Origin of the sequence: Rathayibacter sp. AY1E8, from assembly GCF_002931415.1 — a bacterium.
In the GTDB taxonomy this organism is placed as follows: Bacteria; Actinomycetota; Actinomycetes; order Actinomycetales; family Microbacteriaceae; genus Rathayibacter.
Genome location: NZ_PSVI01000033.1, coordinates 1 through 16615 on the forward strand (window position 1 = coordinate 1; position 16615 = coordinate 16615).

Sequence of the window (16615 nt, forward strand, 5' to 3'; positions counted from 1 at the left end):
CTCTCCTGGGGATCCTGCAGGCCGGCGACCGGGTGCTCTCGTCGCGCCGCTTGTACGAGGGCAACCGGGGGCTGCTGGTGCAGAACTTCGGTCGGCTCGAGATCGGCGAGCCGACGCTCGACCTCCTCGGTGGTCGGGTTCCCGTTGCGGGTGTAGAGGTAGCCCTCGTCCTCGCCGGCGAACCGCTCGCGGGCGTGCTCGAAGCTGTCGAACACGAAGCCGGCGCTGAGGTGCACGGGCGTGACGCGCGCTCCGTGGGCGCCGTCGGGCGCGGCACCGGCGTGCACCTGGCGCGTGGAGAAGCCGGCCGCCGCGGAGGCACGGTCTTCGGGCGCCGGGGTCGAGGTCGCGGCGCTCGCCGCAGCAGTGGTCGCGGTGGTCGCCGGTGCAGTGATCGTCACGGTGTGCTCCTGTCCAGACGCCCGGAAGGCGGATGCCGGGAGCCTGTCAGGCCGAGGGGAGTGCGCGTCGGATCGTGACGGAGTGTGACTGCGCGGGCGCGCCGTCGCGGGTCGTGGACGTCGACCGCTCGGAGTCCGCGGGTCGTGACTCAGCTGTGCGTCGTGTTCGCTCGGATCTCCTCGACGGACAGCTCCGGTGCGCCGCCCGCTGCCGCCGCCGGGTCCATCCAGACGAAGTCCCAGTGGTGGCCGTCGAGGTCGTCGAAGCTCTTGGAGTACATGAATCCGTGGTCCTGCTCGCCGGCCGGGGTCGCCCCCGCGGCGAGGGCCTTCCCGTGGAGCGTGTCGACCTCCTCCCTGCTGTCGGCGCTGAGGGCGAGCTGCACCTCGGTCGAGGTGGTGGCGTCGATGATCGGCTTGCTGGTGAACTCCGCGAAGAACTCCCGCGTGAGCAGCATCGCGGTGATCGTGTCGCTGATCACCACGCTGACGGCGTTCTCGTCGCTGAAGCCCTCGTCGATCGAGTAGCCGAGCGATTCGTAGAAGGCTCTCGCCCGGGCGAGATCGGCGACGGCCAGGTTGACGAAGATCGTGGTGGGCATCGGTGCACCGTTCCTGTCGGGTCGCCGGTGGCACGCCGCCGCCGGTCGTGACTGCATGATGATGACCGGCCGGCGGCGGTGTCAAGGAAGCGCCGTCGAGAAGGCGGCGGATGCCCGGTGCGGGGCGCCCGGGTGAGACTGCGGCGCGCGAGCGGGGAGCGGCTCATCGTCGTGAAGCCCTTTGGGAAGGGTCGTCACGGCTCCGCGTCCGCGCCAGTTCTGGTGGAAGCCGCGCCTGTACGGAGAAGGCTGTTGTTCCCTCGGCCGCTCGAACCTATGGTCGGCGATCGTGACCGCGGCGGCGGGGCTCCTCCTCCGTGACGGACCGCTCGGAAGGGTTGACCATGCGACGAAGCAGAACGTTCCACCTCTCGATCACCGCTGTGATCGCCTGCCTGACCGTCGGGACGGTCGCACCGGCCCCAGTCGCTCCTGCCGCCTCGACGAGTGTCCCGGTCGTCGTGAGCCGCGTCGACGGCATGTCCACGGGATTCCTCAGCGGTGTCGACGTCTCCTCCGTCCTCTCCCTCGAGGAGAGCGGGGTCGTCTTCCGCGAGAGGAGCGGCTCTCCGGCGGATCTCTTCGCCGTCCTCGCTGATGCGGGCGTCACGGCGGTCCGGGTCAGGGTGTGGAACGATCCGTTCGATGACCGCGGCCGAGGCTACGGCGGCGGGAACGTCGACGTCGGGCGAGCCGTCGAGGTCGGCAGACGCGCCACGGCTGCTGGACTGGGAGTGCTGGTCGACTTCCACTACTCCGACTTCTGGGCGGACCCCGGTCGTCAGCTGGCTCCGAAGTCGTGGGCCGGCTCGACGCCGGAGGCGACGGCAGCAGCCGTGCGAGGCTTCACGGTCAGCGCGCTGCGGAGGTTCGAGGACGCCGGCGTCGACGTGCGCGTCGTTCAGGTCGGAAACGAGACGAACACCGGGATGGCCGGCTACTCCCGCGACGCCACATCGATGGACGCCTCCCTCGCAGCACTCTTCGCAGCGGGTGCTTCCGCCGTGCGGGAAGTGCTGCCGCATGCTCTTGTCGCTCTGCACTTCACGAACCCGGAATCCGTCGGGCGGTACTCGGCGATCGCCGCGGGGCTCCACCGCTTCGGAGTCGACTACGACGTCTTCGCGAGCTCCTACTATCCGTACTGGCACGGCTCGACCGCGAACCTCACCGAGGTGCTGGCCCAGGTCTCACGGACCTACGGCAAGAAGGTGATGGTCGCCGAGACCTCGTGGCCGTACACCCTGACGGACGGCGACGGGCATCCGAACGTCATCGCCACTGCTCCCTCTTCGAGCCGGTACCCGATCAGTGTGCAGGGCCAGGCGACGGCTCTCCGGGATGTCGTCGCAGCAGTGCGCGATGTCGGATCGACGGGCATCGGCGTCTTCTACTGGGAGCCGGCCTGGCTGCCCGTCGGTCCTCCATCGGCTCTCGCCGCGAACCGGTCGCTCTGGGAGCGCTTCGGCGCGGGATGGGCGACGAGCCGCGCCGCGGGCTACGACCCGGTCCACGTCGGCGGGAGTCACGGCGGATCGGCCTGGGACAACCAGGCCCTGTTCGCTGCGGACGGCCGTCCCCTTGAATCCCTGCGCACCTTCGAGTACCTTCGCGGCACCCGCGGTTCCCGCGAGGTCTCGACCTCGGAGTGAAGCAGGTGGTCGATCCTCAGTGGTCCCGCCGCACGACCCGGACGCCCTTCCCCGGAACGACCACGGTCCCGTCCACGGTGCTGCCGGTGATGAGCTCGAGCGTGCCGGGGCTCGCGACCGCCGCGTCCGTCTCGGCATGGTTGATGAGGAAGGTGAAGTCCGCGACGTCACCGTGGCGGACGACGACTTCGAGCCCTTCCACTGTCTCGGCGGGTGGAGTGATGCCGGCGTCCGTGAGCAGGGTGTCGACGAAGTCCGCGAGGTCGTCGCCCCGGAGCCGCGTGGAGAGGTACCAGGCCGATCCGTCGCCGACCACGTTGCGGGTGATCGCCGGTCCTCCGGCAGCTGGTCCGGTGGCGTACCGCGCTCTCTCGACCGCGCCCTCGAGGGCGATGTCGTCGGTCCAGCCGCTTCCTCGCGCTCCGGAGTCGAGCTCGACGACCTCGCCGTCGCGGAGCGGCAGGAACTCGGGGATCGAGAGGCCGAGGACCTCGCGGAGGGCGCCGGGGAAGCCGCCCTCGTGCACGGCGTCGTTCTCGTCGACGATCCCTGAGAAGTAGGAGGCGGCGAACGTGCCGCCGGCGCGGACGTACTCGGTCACGTTCGAGGACGACGTCCGGTCCATCAGGTAGAGCGAGGGGGCGAGGACGAGGCCGTAGCCGCTGAGATCGGAGTGGGGGTGGGCGAAGTCGACCGTGACACCGCGCTTCCAGAGCGCGGAGTAGAAGGCCTCGATCCGCTCGCGGTGATCGAGCTCGACCGAGGGCCGCCACTCCAGATCGTGCGCCCAGAAGGACTCGATGTCCCACAGGATCGCGACGCGAGTCCGGACGACGGAGCCGAGGACCGCTGAGAGGCGGTCGAGGTCGGCGCCGAACTCGACGACCTCCTTCCAGACCCGCGTCCGCGCCCCGGCGTGGGGGAGCATCGCGGAGTGGAACTTCTCGGCTCCGTACCGGGAGGCCCGGAACTGGAAGAAGAGGACCGCGTCGGCCCCGCGCGCGAGATGGCTCGCGGCGTTGCGTGCGAGCTCACCGGGGCGTTTCGCGATGTTGCGCGGCTGCCAGTTCACCGCCGACGTCGAGTGCTCCATGAGGATCCACGGACGCCCTCCGGCGAAAGATCGCGTGAGGTCGGCGTCCATCGCCAGCAGCACGTGGTTGTCGTGGCGCTCTGCGGCCAGGTAGTGGTCGTTCGAGACCAGGTCGACCTCGCTGCTCCATCTCCAGTAGTCGATCGAGGGGCAGTTGGTGGCCATGAAGTTCGTGGTGACCGGCTTGTCCGAGTAGCGCTTGATCGCGTCGCGCTCCGCCGTGAAGCAGGCGAGGAGCGCGTCCGAGGTGAAGCGGGCGAAATCGAGCCGCTGCGTCTGGTTCACGACGGTGGCCGCGACCCGTGGCGCGTCGATCTCGTCCCACTCCCCGTACACCTGGCCCCAGAAGAGCGTGCCCCACGCCGCGTTCAGAGCGCCGAGCGTCGCGTACTTCGCCTGCAGCCAGGCGCGGAAGGCCGCGACAGAGTAGTCGGAGTAGTCCTCGCTGACCGGAGCGCCGTACTCGTTGTGCACGTGCCAGAGGACCACCGCGGGATGCGCGGCGTAGCGCTGCGCGAGCTGCTCCGTGACGGCGACGGCCGCCGCCCGGTACTCGGGCGAGCTCGGGCTGACCATGCCGCGCGAGCCCCGGCCCAGGGTGACGCCCTCCCGGGTGACAGGGTGGGAGTCCGGGTACGCCTTCCAGAACCAGGCGGGCGGGACGGTCGTCGGCGTCGCGAGGTCGACATCGATCCCGGCGCCGTGCAGCAGATCGAGCAGCTCGTCGAGGAACCCGAAGTCGTACCGGCCCTCCTGCGGCTCGAGCAGTGCCCAGGAGAAGATCCCGACGCTGACGAGGTCGACGCCCGCCTCGCGCATCAGGGCGACGTCCTCCGCCCAGACCTCCCGCGGCCACTGCTCGGGGTTGTAGTCGCCTCCGTAACGCAGCCCCGGCCGCCCCGGGATCCACGGAGCCCGGGGGAGCGGACGCCCGTCGGCTCCGGGGAGCCGGTAGCGGAAGGCGGAGGGGGTGTCGCCGGTAGCGGTGGTCATGCGAGCTGTCTCCTTCGGCTGTGCGCGGTCCCAGTGTCGTGCCCTGGTGCGGGTGGCTGCGCCACTGTTGACAAGACCATACACGTATGGCTAACTGTAACCGCTCACAGGGCACGCCGCCGTCCTCCTCCCGAGCGGAGGCGCCGGGGATCGACGAACCAGCTTCTTCAAGGAGGACGAATGCACATCCCGTTCCGCAGGATCCGCTCCCTCGGCGCCGCCGCCGCTGTCACCGGAGCGCTCCTGCTCACCGGTTGCTCCACCGGCTTCGACGACGGAGCCTCGGGCCCTGTCGAGCTGACGTATTGGGCCTGGGCGCCGAACCTCGATCAGGTCGTCGACATCTGGAACGAGGACCACCCGGAGATCCAGGTCACCGTCAGCAAGCAGGACGGCGGCGACCCCGCCATCACCAAGCTGCTCACCGCCGTCAAGGCGGGCAGCGGAGCCCCCGATCTGGTTCAGGCCGAGTACCAGAAGATCCCCACCCTCGTCGCGGCGGATGCTCTGGCCGACATCTCCGACGAAGGCGCCGTCGATCTGGAGGGCAGCTTCTCCGACGGCACCTGGTCGGCCGTCACGCTCGGAGGTGACGCCGTCTACGCGATCCCCCAGGACTCGGGGCCGATGATGGCCTACTATCGCGCGGACATCCTCGAGAGCCTCGGCCTCGGCGTCCCGACGACGTGGGAGGAGTACGCCGCGGCCGCGGAGGCCGTCCACGCCTCCGACCCGGCCCGACACCTGGGCACCTTCTCCTCCAACGACGCGGGCTGGTTCGCCGGCCTCGCGCAGCAGGCCGGAGCCTCCTGGTGGTCGACGGACGACCGGAGCTGGGGCGTCGACATCGACGCCGGACCGACCGAGAAGGTCGCGGCCTACTGGGGAGAGCTCGTCGAATCCGGGGCGATCGGCAACACGCCGATGTACACGCCGGAGTGGAACGCAGGGTTGAACGACGGTTCGCAGGTCGGCTGGATCAGCGCCGTCTGGGCACCCGGCGTGCTCAGCGGCAACGCCCCCGACACGAAAGGCGCGTGGATCGCCGCAGCTCTGCCGCAGTGGGACGCCGCGAACCCCTCCAGCGGGAACTGGGGAGGAAGCACCACGGCAGTCACCAGTCAGACGAAGAAGACCGCGGCCGCTGCCGAGTTCGCGACCTGGCTGAACACGGATCCGGTGGCGGTCGCGGCACTCGCCGAGGTCGCGGGCGTCTACCCGGCGGCGACCGAGGCGGCGAGAGCAGCGCTCAGCAGCCCGCCCGACTTCTTCAGCACCCAGGGGGACTTCTCCGACATCGCCGCCGCCGCCTCCGAGTCGGTCGCTCCGTTCACCTACGGGCCGAACGTGAACGTCGCCTTCAGCGCGTACAACGACGAGTTCGCGAAGGCCGCCGCCGCGAGGACGCGGTCCGCCTTCGTCGACGCCGTGGCCGAGATGCAGCGGATCACCTCCGACGACCTCGTGAAGAGCGGCTTCTCCGTGGAGTGACCGGTGCGCGGCCCGCGTCCACCATCGGGCCGCGCGCCTCCCGGCGGCGAGGATCCGGCGCCGCTTCCCGACCGCTCTCGTTCCGAAGGACTCGGCATGGCTCCCCCACCCCTGACTCTCCCGACCGCGCCGCCGAGGAGAGGTCGACTCGGCACCGGCTTCCGCGCCCGAGTACTCGCTCCCTATGCGATGCTCGCACCGGCGATCGTGCTCTTCGCCGCCTTCATGGCCGCGCCGATCCTCTACACCGTCATGCTCAGCTTCCAGAAGAAGCAGGCCGTTGGGCTCGGCCTGGGTTCCGGCGGCCGGAAGCAGGTCTTCGCCGGCATCGAGAACTACCTCGTGTCGCTCAGCGATCCGGAGTTCGGGGCCAGCGTCGGACGGGTGCTCCTCTACGGGCTCGTCCTCATCCCGTGCATGCTCGGTCTCGCGCTCCTCTTCGCTCTCCTCCTCGACGCGAGGCGGGCCCGTGCGGTCTCGTTCTCGAGGGTCTCGATCTTCCTGCCTTACGCCGTACCGGCCGTCATCTCCTCGCTGCTCTGGGGATTCCTCTACCTGCCGGCCGTCTCGCCTTTCGCGTACGTGATTGAGCGGCTGGGCGGGGAAGCCCCCGACATCCTGTCCTCCGGCGCCGTCGTCTTCGGGATCGCGAACATCGCGCTCTGGGGCGGCGTCGGATTCAACATGATCGTCATCCACACCGCCCTCCAGGCCATTCCCTCCGACGTCTACGAGGCGGCACGGATCGACGGGGCGAGCGATCTGCAGATCGCGCTGCGCATCAAGATCCCGATCGTCACCCCCGCTCTGGTGATGACGGCGCTCTTCTCGATGGTCGCAACTCTGCAGGTGTTCGCAGAGCCGACGACGCTGCGACCGCTGACCAACAGCCTCTCGACCTCCTGGTCCCCGCTGATGCTCGTCTACCGGGACGCGTTCACCCGCGACGACATCCACTCCGCCGCCGCGACCTCCGTCGTGATCGCGCTCGCCAGTTTCGCCGTCTCCTTCCTCTTCCTCCGGGTCGTGCAGAAGCGAGCCTTCGGACAGGAGGACTGATCCGTGCCCGGCATCCTTCAGCGGCCCCCCGCCCGCACCGTCGGGCGGACACGGTCCAGGACCGCACGCCGCGACCCCGATCGCGGACGTCCGGGCTGGATCGCGACGACGATCCTGCTGATCGGCGCCGTCTACTGCCTCTTCCCCGTGCTGTGGGTGGTGACGGCGTCCACGAAGAGCGGCGGCGAGCTCTTCTCCACCTTCACGCTCGCGCCCGGCTCGCATCTGATCGACAACGTGGTCGCTCTCGCGCAGTACCGGGGAGGTCTGTTCTGGCGCTGGATGCTGAACACCGCGCTCTACGCGGGCGTCGGTGCAGTGGCCTCTACCTGGGTATCGGCACTGTCGGGATACGTGCTCGCGAAGTTCGACTTCCCCGGCAGGAAGGGCGTCTTCGCCGTCCTGCTGATGGGCGTCCTCGTCCCCGGCGTGATCCTCGCGATCCCTCAGTACTTCCTGCTGGCCGAGGTGGGGCTGACCAACTCGTTCTGGGGAGTGCTGCTGCCGCAGATCATCAGCCCCTACGGCATCTACCTCGCGCGGATCTACGCCGCGGCCGCCGTGCCGACGGAGGTCATCGAGGCCGCCCGGACCGACGGCGCCCGGGAGATGGGGATCTTCACCCGGATCGCCGTTCCGATGCTCCTGCCGGGGCTGGTGACGATCTTCCTCTTCCAGTTCGTCGCGATCTGGAACAACTTCATGCTGCCGTACATCATGCTCGGCGACGACTCGCTCTTCCCGCTCACGGTCGGCCTGAACGGGCTGCTCAACCAGGGCGCCTCCGCGCCGGCGCTCTACACGCTGGTCATCACCGGGGCACTCCTCTCGATCCTGCCGCTGATCGTGATGTTCCTCGTCCTGCAGCGGTTCTGGCGGGTCGACCTGGCGGCCGGGGCGGTGAAGTGACGCGGATGCCTTCGCGCGGAAGAGGCGGGACGCCCTCACGCCCCACGATTCAGGACGTCGCTGTCGAGGCCGGTGTCTCGCGCGGGACGGTCTCGCGCGTGCTGAACGGCGGAAGATGGGTCAGCCCCGAAGCGCACGCGCGAGTGGAGGCGGCGATCACGAAGACCGGCTACCGCGCCAATCCCCACGCCCGGAGCCTGTCCCGCAGCCGCACCGACACGGTGGCCTTCCTCCTCACGGAGGACGCGCGCTCGCTCTTCGAGGATCCGAACTTCGCCACTCTGCTCCGAGGCGCCTCAGCCGCACTCGCGGAGCACGACGTCGCCCTCGTCCTCATCCTCGCGGGGACGGAGCACGAGCAGAGGCGAGCCCTCGCCTACATCGACGCGGGCCACGTCGACGGGGTCCTGCTCATCTCCGCCCACGTCGGCGCACGGCTGCTCACGGACATCCAGAGATCCTCAGTGCCGGCCATCGCCTGCGGCGTGCCGGTCGGCTACGAGAAGCGCATGGGCTACGTCGCCGCCGACGACGAGGAGGGAGCGCGGGAGATGGTCGCTCATCTGCGGAGCCTCGGACGCTCGCGCATCGCCACGATCGCCGGACCGCCCGACACTACGGGAGGGATCGCGCGGCTCGCGGGCTACCGCGCGGAGGTGGGCGGTGCGGAGGCGGTGGAGTTCGGCGACTACGGCCGGGCCGGTGGGGCCACTGCGATGGAGGCGCTTCTCGCCGCGCATCCCGACATCGACGCCGTCTTCGCCGCCAACGACCGCATGGCAGCAGGCGCTATCGACGCACTCGCCCGGCTCGGCAAGCGTGTGCCGGAGGACGTCGCCGTCGGCGGATTCGACGATTCGGCCGTCGCCCTCACGACGGACCCGCCGCTGACGACCATGCGGCAGCCCTTCGAGCGGATCAGCGCGGAGATGGTCCGCCTCCTCCTGCAGGCGATCGAGGGGGAGCGCCCGGCTGCCATCACCCTGCCTACGGACCTGGTGAGGCGCGAGTCGACCCAGCCCGGCGTGAGCCCGTGACGACGGCGGTGCCGGTCTGGGCCTCGCGATCACCCGGGCGATCCTCGCCCGGGCAGGCGGGACCGTCACCGTCTCGACGTCGTTCACCCGGCCCGCCGGGGGCCGGTCTTCACGGCGACCCTCTCGGTACCGGCCTGACGGCGACTGCCCGGCAGCGGTCATCATAGGAGGCGTGCGCCGGTGGTCGGGTCCGACACCGCAGCACGGGCAGGAGGGAGCGGGAGTGGTCCGGACCCTCGTCCTCACCGCCGTCGCGGCAGCCCTCCTCGCCGCCGCCTGGCACGCGATCGGACCCTCGCGCCCGGTCTTCGCCGCGGTCGCGCAGATGGTCCTCACCGGCTGGGCGGCACTGACCTTCGGTGCGCGCACCCGTCCGCTCGAGCAGTCCTGGTTCGACGTGGGTCGCCGCGAGCCGGCGCTGCTGCGAGCGCTCGGGGTCGGCGTCTTCGGTCGGCTGCTCGACGTCGTCGGGTGGAACCGCCTCGTCACCCGCGAGCGCGGCTTCGACGGCACGCGCGCGGGGCTGGCCGCTCTCGATCAGCACACCCGCCGCTCCGAGGCGGTGCACGTCGCGTGCACGGCCGTCGGAGTCGCGCTCGCCCTCGCCGCGACAGTCACGGGTGCGACGGGCGGCGCGGCCTGGCTGCTCGGGTCGACGATCGCCGTTCAGCTCTACCCCGCGCTGCTGCAGCGGCTGGTGCGGGCGCGCATCCAGCGGGCGGGGCGGGCTGGAGGAGGCGCGTCCTCCGTCGCAGGGGCATGAGCGCTGATCCGTCGGGGACTCAGTCGTCGCTGTCGCCGCTGGGCGCGGGTGCCTGGTCGGTGCCGGTGGTGGAGTCGGACCAGACGGCCTGCGCCCCGGAGTCGCCGATGCGGACGACGTCGATGGTGGCTCCGACGGAGACGGCGATCGCTGCGACGGCAAGCACGATCCCGACGACAGGGCGGCGGGTGGTGGCGTGGTCATCGCTCCGTCGCGTGCGGCGGAACCAGAGCCACTGCACCAGGGCGATGACGAACAAGCCGGCGGCCCAGGGGAGCAGGTGATCGCCGAGCTCCGTGTGCAGCTCGAGGATCGCGGACGGCTCCGTCCGGCGTTCGAGGGCTTCGCCGGCCTGCGTGGTGAGCGGGACGGCGATCAGCGCGGCCAGGGCGATGATCGGGGTGAATATCCCGAACCTGCGGCGGGCGGCGGGCCAGACGCTGCCGAGGACGAGCATCAGTGCGGCGAGGGGGAGCAGGACCACGACGGCGTGCACGAGGAGCGGGTGGAGAGGGAGGCCGTTGATCTGCCAGTCGTTCATCGGGGGCGCCTTCGGTCGAGGGGTGCTGTCCTCGTGACGCTACGCGCCTGTCCCGCGCGCTCCGCCGGATCGACGCGTTCGTGTGAGCCCTCGAACGATCGCTCGCCCGTCCTCGGAGCCCACTCCCCGCTTCACCGCCGAGCTGCGAGGCGCCGACCGGGCGGAGTCAGTGCGTGCGCTCGCTCGCCGGAGCGATCAGTCGTCGGAGCCGGTGGCCTCCTGCGATCGGTCGTCGAGGGCCCGGCTGTCACCGCTCGGGCAGCACCATCGTCACCGCGACTCCGCCGGAGCTGCGGTTCTCGAGGGCGACCGAGCCGTCCGCGATGTCGACGAGCGCCGCCACGAGGGCGAGCCCGAGCCCGCTGCCGCCGTCGCGGCTGGTGCGCGCCTCGTCGGGCCGGGAGAAGCGCTCGAAGGCGTGCGGCACGAACTCCTCCGGCACGCCGTGCCCGGTGTCCTCGACGTGCAGCTCGAGGCCGGAGTCGTGCTGGCGCAGACGGAGGGTGATGAGTCCTCCCGGCGGCGTCGCAGCGATCGCGTTCGCGCCGAGATTGTCGAGGATCCGCGAGAACGCGCTCGCCGAGAGCGGGTAGGGCGCATCGGCCCGCTCGATCGCGGTGTCGAGCTCGATCTCGGGGCCGGCGCCTCCGGCGATCGTCCTCAGCCGGTCGACGGAGTCCATCAACTCGGTCTCCAGCTCGCGCGCCGTCGCGCGCGCCGCGACCGGCGGGGCGGCGTCCAGGCGGGAGAGCTCCAGGAGGTTCGTCGCCAGCCGGGACAGGCGAGCGAGGGACCCCTCGGCGGCGCGGATCTCCGTCTCGAGGGCGTCCGCGTCGCCGAAGTGCCGGTGCGCGAGTTCGAGCTGGGTGATGACGACGGCCAGTGGCGTGCGGATCTCGTGGCTGGCCGCGGACACCATCTGCCGTTCCCGATCCGCCGTGTCCCGCGTCCGGGCGAGGAAGGCGTTCAGCGTCTCCGCCAGGTCCGACAGCTCATCAGTCGCCGAGCCGACGGGGAGCTCGCCTCCGTCACGATCGCCGAGCGAGGCGGCGGTGCGGCGCATCCGCTCGACCGGACGCAGGGCGACGCCGGTGAGCAGCCATGCGGCGAGAGCGGACAGGATCACGAGGGCTGCGGCGCTGAAGAGCAGCGTCCGGTCGAGGGCCGCGACGGTGAGGTCGCTGCCGGCGCCGCTGCGCGCCGCCCAGAGCTCCCACGTGCCCGCGCCGGTGTCGAGGGTCCGCGAGACGACGGTGAACCGCACGTCCTCGTCGGTGACGACCGTCGAGGCGCCGTCGTTGCCGCTGCTGCGGTCCAGGACCTCGTGGACGTCGTGCGGCATCGTGTCGACGGGGACCGCACCGCCGGGAGCGCGCGCGAAGATCAGGATCCCCTCGGCCGGCGGGTCAGGGGTCTCGGTCGGCTCCGATCGCAGATCGGCGAGGTACGGGGCGAGGTCGCCCTCGGCGAGGGTCACCTCGGAGGCGACCACGATGCTGCGGAACTGCGCGTGCAGTACGAGGGTGGTCGCACCGACCCCGATCAGCGCGACGAGGAGGCTGCCGAGAGTGATCCGGGAGCGGATCGAGAGGGAGCGCAGCAGCCTCACTCGGCGCGCTCCAGCCGGTACCCCGCGCCGCGGACCGTCGTGATCCGAAGGCCCGTATCGGCGAGCGCGAGCTTCTTGCGGAGGTAGCTGACGTACTGGTCCACGAGAGTCGGCTCGAACGTCTCCGACGACCCCCACACCTCGGTGAGGATCCCCGTCCGGGTCAGCACCTCGTCCGGCCGCAGGGCGAAGAAGCGCAGCAGGGTGAACTCCTTCACGCTCAGCGCGAAAGGGCGGTCGCGGACGGTCGCCCGCACCGCCAGGGCGTCCAGGCGCAGCGCTCCGATCTGCACCACAGGCTGTGGGCCGCTGGTCCGGCGGCGGATCTGCGCGCGGATCCGCGCGCTCAATTCGCCGAAGTGGAACGGCTTCGTGACGTAGTCGTCGGCGCCCGAGTCCAGCCCGAAGATCCGGTCCTCGACGGCGTCCCGCGCCGTGATCAGCACCACCGGGACGGCGCTGCCCGATTCGCGCAGCCGACGGCAGACCTCGAACCCGGTCATCCCCGGCAGCATGACGTCGACGACGGCGACGTCGACGTCTCCCGCCGTGAAGGCGATCAGCGCATCGACACCGTTGTCGACCAGATGCACGTCGTAGCCGTCCTCCTGCAGCCCCCGCTCGACGAGGGCACCCATCTGCGGGTCGTCCTCGACGACGAGGATCCGGGGCATCAGATCGCGCCGGACGTGCCGAGCAGCGACCCGATCAGGAACGTGGCAGCGAGCGCCAGAGCGCCGCCGACGACGATGCGGATCATCGGCCGCAGAGCCCGGCTGCCGCCGACCCGGGCGCTGATGAACCCCGTCGCGACGAGGGCGATCAGCACCACAGCGAAGGTCACCGGAACCCTCTGTTCCGGCGAAGGGAGCAGGATCGCCAGCAGCGGCAGCGCGGCGCCGAGGAGGAACGACAGTGCCGAGGCGCCGGCGGCGGCGAGCGGACTGGCGACCGCCTCCTCGCTCAGGCCCAGTTCCACTTCCAGATGCGCGGTCAGAGCGTCGTTCTCGCTCAGCTCGCGGGCGACCCGATGCGCGGTCTCCGGGGTCAGGCCCCGCGCCTGGTAGAGAGAGGCGAGCTCCTCGAGCTCCCCGGCGGGATCCTCTGCCAGCTCGACGCGCTCCTTCTCGATCAGTGCACGCTGACTGTCGCTCTGGCTGCTCACCGACACGTACTCGCCCAGTGCCATCGAGATCGCACCGCCGACGACCCCTGCGACGCCCGCCGTCAGGATCGGTGCCGTGGCGGTCGTGGCGCCGGCGACGCCCACGACGAGAGCGGCGACCGAGACGATTCCGTCGTTCGCGCCGAGCACGCCCGCCCGCAACCAGTTCAGCCGCCCCGAGATCGCACCGTCGTGAGGTTCCGCGCGGGGCGAGGAGGGCGGAGGCGCGGACGGGGTCGACATGAGGGCCATGCAAGCACCAGCCCCGCTGACGCGCCAGCAAGGAGAGGCTGCCCGATCCTTCCGACGCCGCCCGGCTGAGAGGAGACGCAGGGGAGGGGCAGAGGTCGGCGCAGGCCGCACGCTACGGTGCGACGACCTCCCCGGACCCGAAGGAATCACCATGCCGCTCATCCGCATCGACCTGATCGAGGGCCGCTCCGACCAGCAGATCACCGCACTCGGCGACGCGCTGATGCGCACCCTCGTCGAGGTCTACGGCCTCCCGGAGCGCGACCGCTTCCAGATCGTCACCGAGCACAAGCCCGGCCGGCTCACCGCCCTCGACGTCGGTCTCGGCATCGAGAGGTCCGAGCAGGTCGTGGTCATCCAGATCTTCACTCAGACCGGGCGCACCACGGACGAGAAGCAGACGTTCTTCGCCGCACTCGCCGCCGCGCTGGAGGAGATCGGCGTCGACGGCGCCGACCTCGTCGTCGGCTTCGTCGAGAACACCGCGGCGGACTGGTCCTTCGGCTTCGGTCGAGCGCAGTACCTCACGGGCGAGCTCGCAGCGCCCGGCAGCGCGTCATGACGCCGTCCCGGCGGGGAACGGCTCTCTGAAACGCGTCGCGACCCACTCCGGTCGTCGGGCCGCCACTCGGGCAGGGCCCAGCGGGCGCGGCCGACGGAACGCGCCCGATCAGCCGGCGGGCCTGCTGAACAGATTGACGACGTTCCCGTCCGGGTCGCGGACGAGGGCGGAGCGGTTGCCCCACGGCATGGTGCTCGGCGGGAGCACCACGTCCTCGCTCCGGGGTGCGAGCTCGGCGAAGGCGCGGTCGACGTCGGGCACCTCGAACTCGAGCAGCGCGGAGCGGTTCGACGCGGGGATGACGGCGCCGCCGAGCATCGCGACCGTCGAGGTGCGGGCGATCGCGAGGGTCGCACCCGCTCCCGTGAACTGCGCGAAGACCGGCGCCGGGCGCTCGGCCGGTCGGCCGACGACCTGCTCGTAGAAGGCGACGAGGCCGTCGAGGTCGTCGGTGACGATGCGGAGGGAGGTGAACGACATGGGGCTCCTTCAGGGCCGGGATGAGGTGATGGCACCAGGCTCGCCGGTCGTCGCGACACCGTCCTGTCGGTGTTTCCGAAGATCGTCCGGGACTCCGCGAGGTCCGCGGCGGCCGTCCCCGGAGCGGGTCAGTCGTCGACGACGGACCGCAGTCGTCCGTACTGGAGCGCGAGGTCCTCGGCTCGGAGGGTGCGCTGCGGAGGCCGCTCGTCGGTCACCTCGACCGACAGCATCCGGTCGCCGCGGAACGCCCGGACCCCCTCGCGCAGCCGGCACCACGCGATCAGGTACCAGTGCTCCTCCTTCCCGATCGAGCCCAGCGGTTCGACGTCGCGGACCGACTCCGCACCGCTGCTGTCGCGGTAGCGGAGCCGGACGACACGATCCGCTCGGAGGGCCGTCGCGAACTCCGCCGGGACGACCGCCTCCTCCTCGCTCTCGAGGAAGTGCACCCGGGAGGCGACCGCGCCCCGGCGCGGGCGGACACGTCGTCCGGCAGGACCGCGAGCGTCTTCCGGGCAGCGGTCCTTGCTGCCTGCCGGAACGGACTGCGCTGCAGCGCGCTGAGGCCGATCAGCACGGCGACGGCCTCCTCCACCGTGAATCCGGCCGGCCCGAGGGTCGCGGACGCGTCGATGACGTAGCCGCCCGTGCGGCCGGGCTCCGCCCAGATCGGCAGACCCGCCTGCTGCAGCGCGGACAGGTCCCGCTCGATGGTCCGCACCGACACCTCGAACCGCTCGGCGAGACGGCGCGCGCTCCGCGGCCGGGGCGAGACCGCCCGCAGCTCCTCGACGAGCCCGTACAGACGATCGGTGCGGTTCACCCGACCATCATCCGCCCGGGCGCGCCAGGTCGCGGTCGTCAGCGGACTCACTGTGCGGCGGTGCTTCCGCTCGACGCGCGATCAGGTCAGCGCCGGCAGTTCGCGGGTGGTCTCGGCCACGGCGGTGAGCCGGGCGGCGAGCCTCTACCGTTGCACCCGTGCCCCTCCTTCTCGCCGGCCTGCTGTCGTGAGAGCGCTCGTCGCCTGGCTCGAGCACCGCCAGATCCCGCTCTACCTCGCCGCGATCGCCGCCGGCGCCGCTCTCGGACTGCTGCTGCCCGCCGCGCACCACCTCGAGGTCGCGATCGAACCGGTGCTCGCGCTGCTGCTGTTCGCCACGTTCCTCGGTGTCCCGTTCGCCGCGATCGGACGGTCTCTGCGCGACGGCCGCTTCCTCGCCGCGGTCGGGGTGCTGAACTTCGTCGTCGTGCCGCTCGTCGCCTACGGGCTGTCCCGATTCGTCGCCGACACTCCGGTGCTGCTGTTCGGGGTCCTCCTGGTGCTCCTGACGCCGTGCATCGACTACGTGATCGTGTTCGCCGGGCTCGCCGGAGGGGCGTCCGAGCGGCTGCTCGCCGCCGCACCGCTGCTGATGCTCGCGCAGATCCTCCTCCTCCCCGTGTATCTGGTGCTCTTCATCGGTCCTGCGGGGGTGGCGGTGGTCGACGCCGGTCCGTTCGCGCGGGCGTTCCTGCTGCTGATCGTGGTGCCGCTGTCCGCGGCCGGGCTGGTGCAGGCCCTGGCGCGCCGACACGTGTCCGGCCGGATCGTCGAGTCCACGATGCTCGGGCTCATGGTGCCGCTCATGACGGCCACGCTCTTCACCGTCGTCGCCTCCCAGTCCGGCGCCGTGGGCGCCTCGGCCGGCCGGCTTCTCGTTCTCGTCCCGCTCTACGCGGGATTCCTCGTGGTCATGACCGCTCTGGGGCTGGGTGGTGGACGCGTCTTCCGACTCGACGTGCCCGCGACGCGCGCCCTCGTGTTCAGCGGCGCGACCCGCAACTCGCTCGTCGTGCTGCCCCTCGCACTCGCGCTCCCGGCACCGCTGTCGCTCGCGCCCGTCGTCGTCGTCACGCAGACCCTCGTGGAACTCGTCGGCATGGTCGTCCTCGTCCGACTGCTCCCTCGGCTCACCCGAGACCGAGCAGCGCGGGCCGGCCCGGTCTGAGGCGGACTCACC

The 16615-nt window shown here is 71.1% G+C and carries 17 protein-coding genes and 1 pseudogene; 8 read left to right on the top strand and 10 right to left on the bottom strand.

Annotated features, from left to right (window positions below):
• A partial coding sequence (locus C5C74_RS10870; protein ID WP_258064148.1) for a PLP-dependent transferase occupies positions 1-401 on the bottom strand: 401 nt, incomplete at its 3' end.
• Positions 402-550: 149 nt separating this feature from the next.
• Entirely contained in the window at positions 551-1003 is a 453-nt protein-coding gene (locus C5C74_RS10875; RefSeq protein WP_104257611.1) for a VOC family protein, read from the bottom strand.
• Between the two features lie 344 nt (positions 1004-1347).
• Here C5C74_RS10875 and C5C74_RS10880 point away from each other — a divergent pair, with 344 nt between their 5' ends.
• Positions 1348-2655 (top strand): glycosyl hydrolase 53 family protein, encoded by a 1308-nt coding sequence (locus tag C5C74_RS10880; protein WP_104223281.1) that lies wholly within the window; start codon positions 1348-1350, stop codon positions 2653-2655.
• Between the two features lie 16 nt (positions 2656-2671).
• Here the strand turns inward: C5C74_RS10880 and C5C74_RS10885 are convergent, their stop codons facing one another.
• Positions 2672-4741 (bottom strand): beta-galactosidase, encoded by a 2070-nt coding sequence (locus tag C5C74_RS10885; RefSeq protein ID WP_104257610.1) that lies wholly within the window; start codon positions 4739-4741, stop codon positions 2672-2674.
• 180 nt (positions 4742-4921) lie between these two features.
• Between C5C74_RS10885 and C5C74_RS10890 the strand changes: the two genes are divergently transcribed.
• The 5 genes from C5C74_RS10890 to C5C74_RS10910 all read left to right on the top strand — a co-directional run bounded on the left by C5C74_RS10890 (position 4922) and on the right by C5C74_RS10910 (position 10000).
• Entirely contained in the window at positions 4922-6232 is a 1311-nt protein-coding gene (locus tag C5C74_RS10890; protein ID WP_104257609.1) for an ABC transporter substrate-binding protein, read from the top strand.
• 96 nt (positions 6233-6328) lie between these two features.
• Positions 6329-7291, top strand: coding sequence for a carbohydrate ABC transporter permease (locus C5C74_RS10895; RefSeq protein WP_104257608.1), 963 nt, complete (start codon positions 6329-6331; stop codon positions 7289-7291).
• A gap of 99 nt (positions 7292-7390) precedes the next feature.
• Positions 7391-8200 (top strand): carbohydrate ABC transporter permease, encoded by an 810-nt coding sequence (locus C5C74_RS10900; protein WP_258064151.1) that lies wholly within the window; start codon positions 7391-7393, stop codon positions 8198-8200.
• 5 nt (positions 8201-8205) lie between these two features.
• Positions 8206-9237 (top strand): LacI family DNA-binding transcriptional regulator, encoded by a 1032-nt coding sequence (locus C5C74_RS10905; protein ID WP_104257607.1) that lies wholly within the window; start codon positions 8206-8208, stop codon positions 9235-9237.
• Between the two features lie 223 nt (positions 9238-9460).
• A complete protein-coding gene (locus tag C5C74_RS10910; protein ID WP_104351532.1) occupies positions 9461-10000 on the top strand; it encodes a hypothetical protein in 540 nt (179 codons plus the stop codon).
• 19 nt (positions 10001-10019) lie between these two features.
• On the opposite strand, the gene C5C74_RS10915 is transcribed toward C5C74_RS10910, so the two are convergent.
• The 4 genes from C5C74_RS10915 to C5C74_RS10930 form a co-directional block, all read right to left on the bottom strand.
• Positions 10020-10541 carry a DUF2231 domain-containing protein gene (locus tag C5C74_RS10915; protein WP_104223275.1) on the bottom strand — a complete coding sequence of 174 codons (522 nt, stop codon included), beginning with the start codon at positions 10539-10541 and terminating at the stop codon, positions 10020-10022.
• Between the two features lie 247 nt (positions 10542-10788).
• Positions 10789-12150, bottom strand: coding sequence for a cell wall metabolism sensor histidine kinase WalK (locus C5C74_RS10920; protein ID WP_104351533.1), 1362 nt, complete (start codon positions 12148-12150; stop codon positions 10789-10791).
• Positions 12147-12824, bottom strand: a complete 678-nt coding sequence (locus C5C74_RS10925; RefSeq protein WP_104351534.1) for a response regulator transcription factor — start codon at positions 12822-12824, stop codon at positions 12147-12149. Before C5C74_RS10925 ends, C5C74_RS10920 begins: the two co-directional genes overlap by 4 nt.
• The gene (locus C5C74_RS10930; protein ID WP_104223272.1) at positions 12824-13558 is read right to left on the bottom strand and encodes a VIT1/CCC1 transporter family protein; all 735 of its coding nucleotides are present in this window, start codon (positions 13556-13558) and stop codon (positions 12824-12826) included. Before C5C74_RS10930 ends, C5C74_RS10925 begins: the two co-directional genes overlap by 1 nt.
• A gap of 160 nt (positions 13559-13718) precedes the next feature.
• Between C5C74_RS10930 and C5C74_RS10935 the strand changes: the two genes are divergently transcribed.
• A complete protein-coding gene (locus C5C74_RS10935) occupies positions 13719-14129 on the top strand; it encodes a tautomerase family protein (protein ID WP_104223271.1) in 411 nt (136 codons plus the stop codon).
• 108 nt (positions 14130-14237) lie between these two features.
• Here C5C74_RS10935 and C5C74_RS10940 read toward each other — a convergent pair whose 3' ends face one another.
• The 3 genes and pseudogenes from C5C74_RS10940 to C5C74_RS17860 form a co-directional block, all read right to left on the bottom strand.
• A complete protein-coding gene (locus C5C74_RS10940) occupies positions 14238-14609 on the bottom strand; it encodes a VOC family protein (protein ID WP_104351535.1) in 372 nt (123 codons plus the stop codon).
• A gap of 128 nt (positions 14610-14737) precedes the next feature.
• Positions 14738-15061 carry a YafY family protein gene (locus C5C74_RS17855; RefSeq protein WP_258064149.1) on the bottom strand — a complete coding sequence of 108 codons (324 nt, stop codon included), beginning with the start codon at positions 15059-15061 and terminating at the stop codon, positions 14738-14740.
• A 248-nt stretch (positions 15062-15309) separates the two neighbouring features.
• Positions 15310-15486, bottom strand: a pseudogene (locus C5C74_RS17860) (HTH domain-containing protein); the annotation flags it as partial.
• Between the two features lie 136 nt (positions 15487-15622).
• Between C5C74_RS17860 and C5C74_RS10950 the strand changes: the two are divergent.
• Positions 15623-16603 (top strand): arsenic resistance protein, encoded by a 981-nt coding sequence (locus tag C5C74_RS10950; RefSeq protein ID WP_104351536.1) that lies wholly within the window; start codon positions 15623-15625, stop codon positions 16601-16603.
• Positions 16604-16615 lie beyond the last annotated feature (12 nt).

What these genes read in the sequence shown, in the direction of transcription:
- C5C74_RS10875 (WP_104257611.1), bottom strand. Translation starts at nt 1,003, where the DNA reads ATGCCCACCACGATCTTCGTCAACCTGGCCGTCGCCGATCTCGCCCGG.
- C5C74_RS10880 (WP_104223281.1), top strand. Translation starts at nt 1,348, where the DNA reads ATGCGACGAAGCAGAACGTTCCACCTCTCGATCACCGCTGTGATCGCC.
- C5C74_RS10885 (WP_104257610.1), bottom strand. Translation starts at nt 4,741, where the DNA reads ATGACCACCGCTACCGGCGACACCCCCTCCGCCTTCCGCTACCGGCTC.
- C5C74_RS10890 (WP_104257609.1), top strand. Translation starts at nt 4,922, where the DNA reads ATGCACATCCCGTTCCGCAGGATCCGCTCCCTCGGCGCCGCCGCCGCT.
- C5C74_RS10895 (WP_104257608.1), top strand. Translation starts at nt 6,329, where the DNA reads ATGGCTCCCCCACCCCTGACTCTCCCGACCGCGCCGCCGAGGAGAGGT.
- C5C74_RS10905 (WP_104257607.1), top strand. Translation starts at nt 8,206, where the DNA reads ATGCCTTCGCGCGGAAGAGGCGGGACGCCCTCACGCCCCACGATTCAG.
- C5C74_RS10915 (WP_104223275.1), bottom strand. Translation starts at nt 10,541, where the DNA reads ATGAACGACTGGCAGATCAACGGCCTCCCTCTCCACCCGCTCCTCGTG.
- C5C74_RS10925 (WP_104351534.1), bottom strand. Translation starts at nt 12,824, where the DNA reads ATGCCCCGGATCCTCGTCGTCGAGGACGACCCGCAGATGGGTGCCCTC.
- C5C74_RS10930 (WP_104223272.1), bottom strand. Translation starts at nt 13,558, where the DNA reads ATGTCGACCCCGTCCGCGCCTCCGCCCTCCTCGCCCCGCGCGGAACCT.
- C5C74_RS10935 (WP_104223271.1), top strand. Translation starts at nt 13,719, where the DNA reads ATGCCGCTCATCCGCATCGACCTGATCGAGGGCCGCTCCGACCAGCAG.
- C5C74_RS10940 (WP_104351535.1), bottom strand. Translation starts at nt 14,609, where the DNA reads ATGTCGTTCACCTCCCTCCGCATCGTCACCGACGACCTCGACGGCCTC.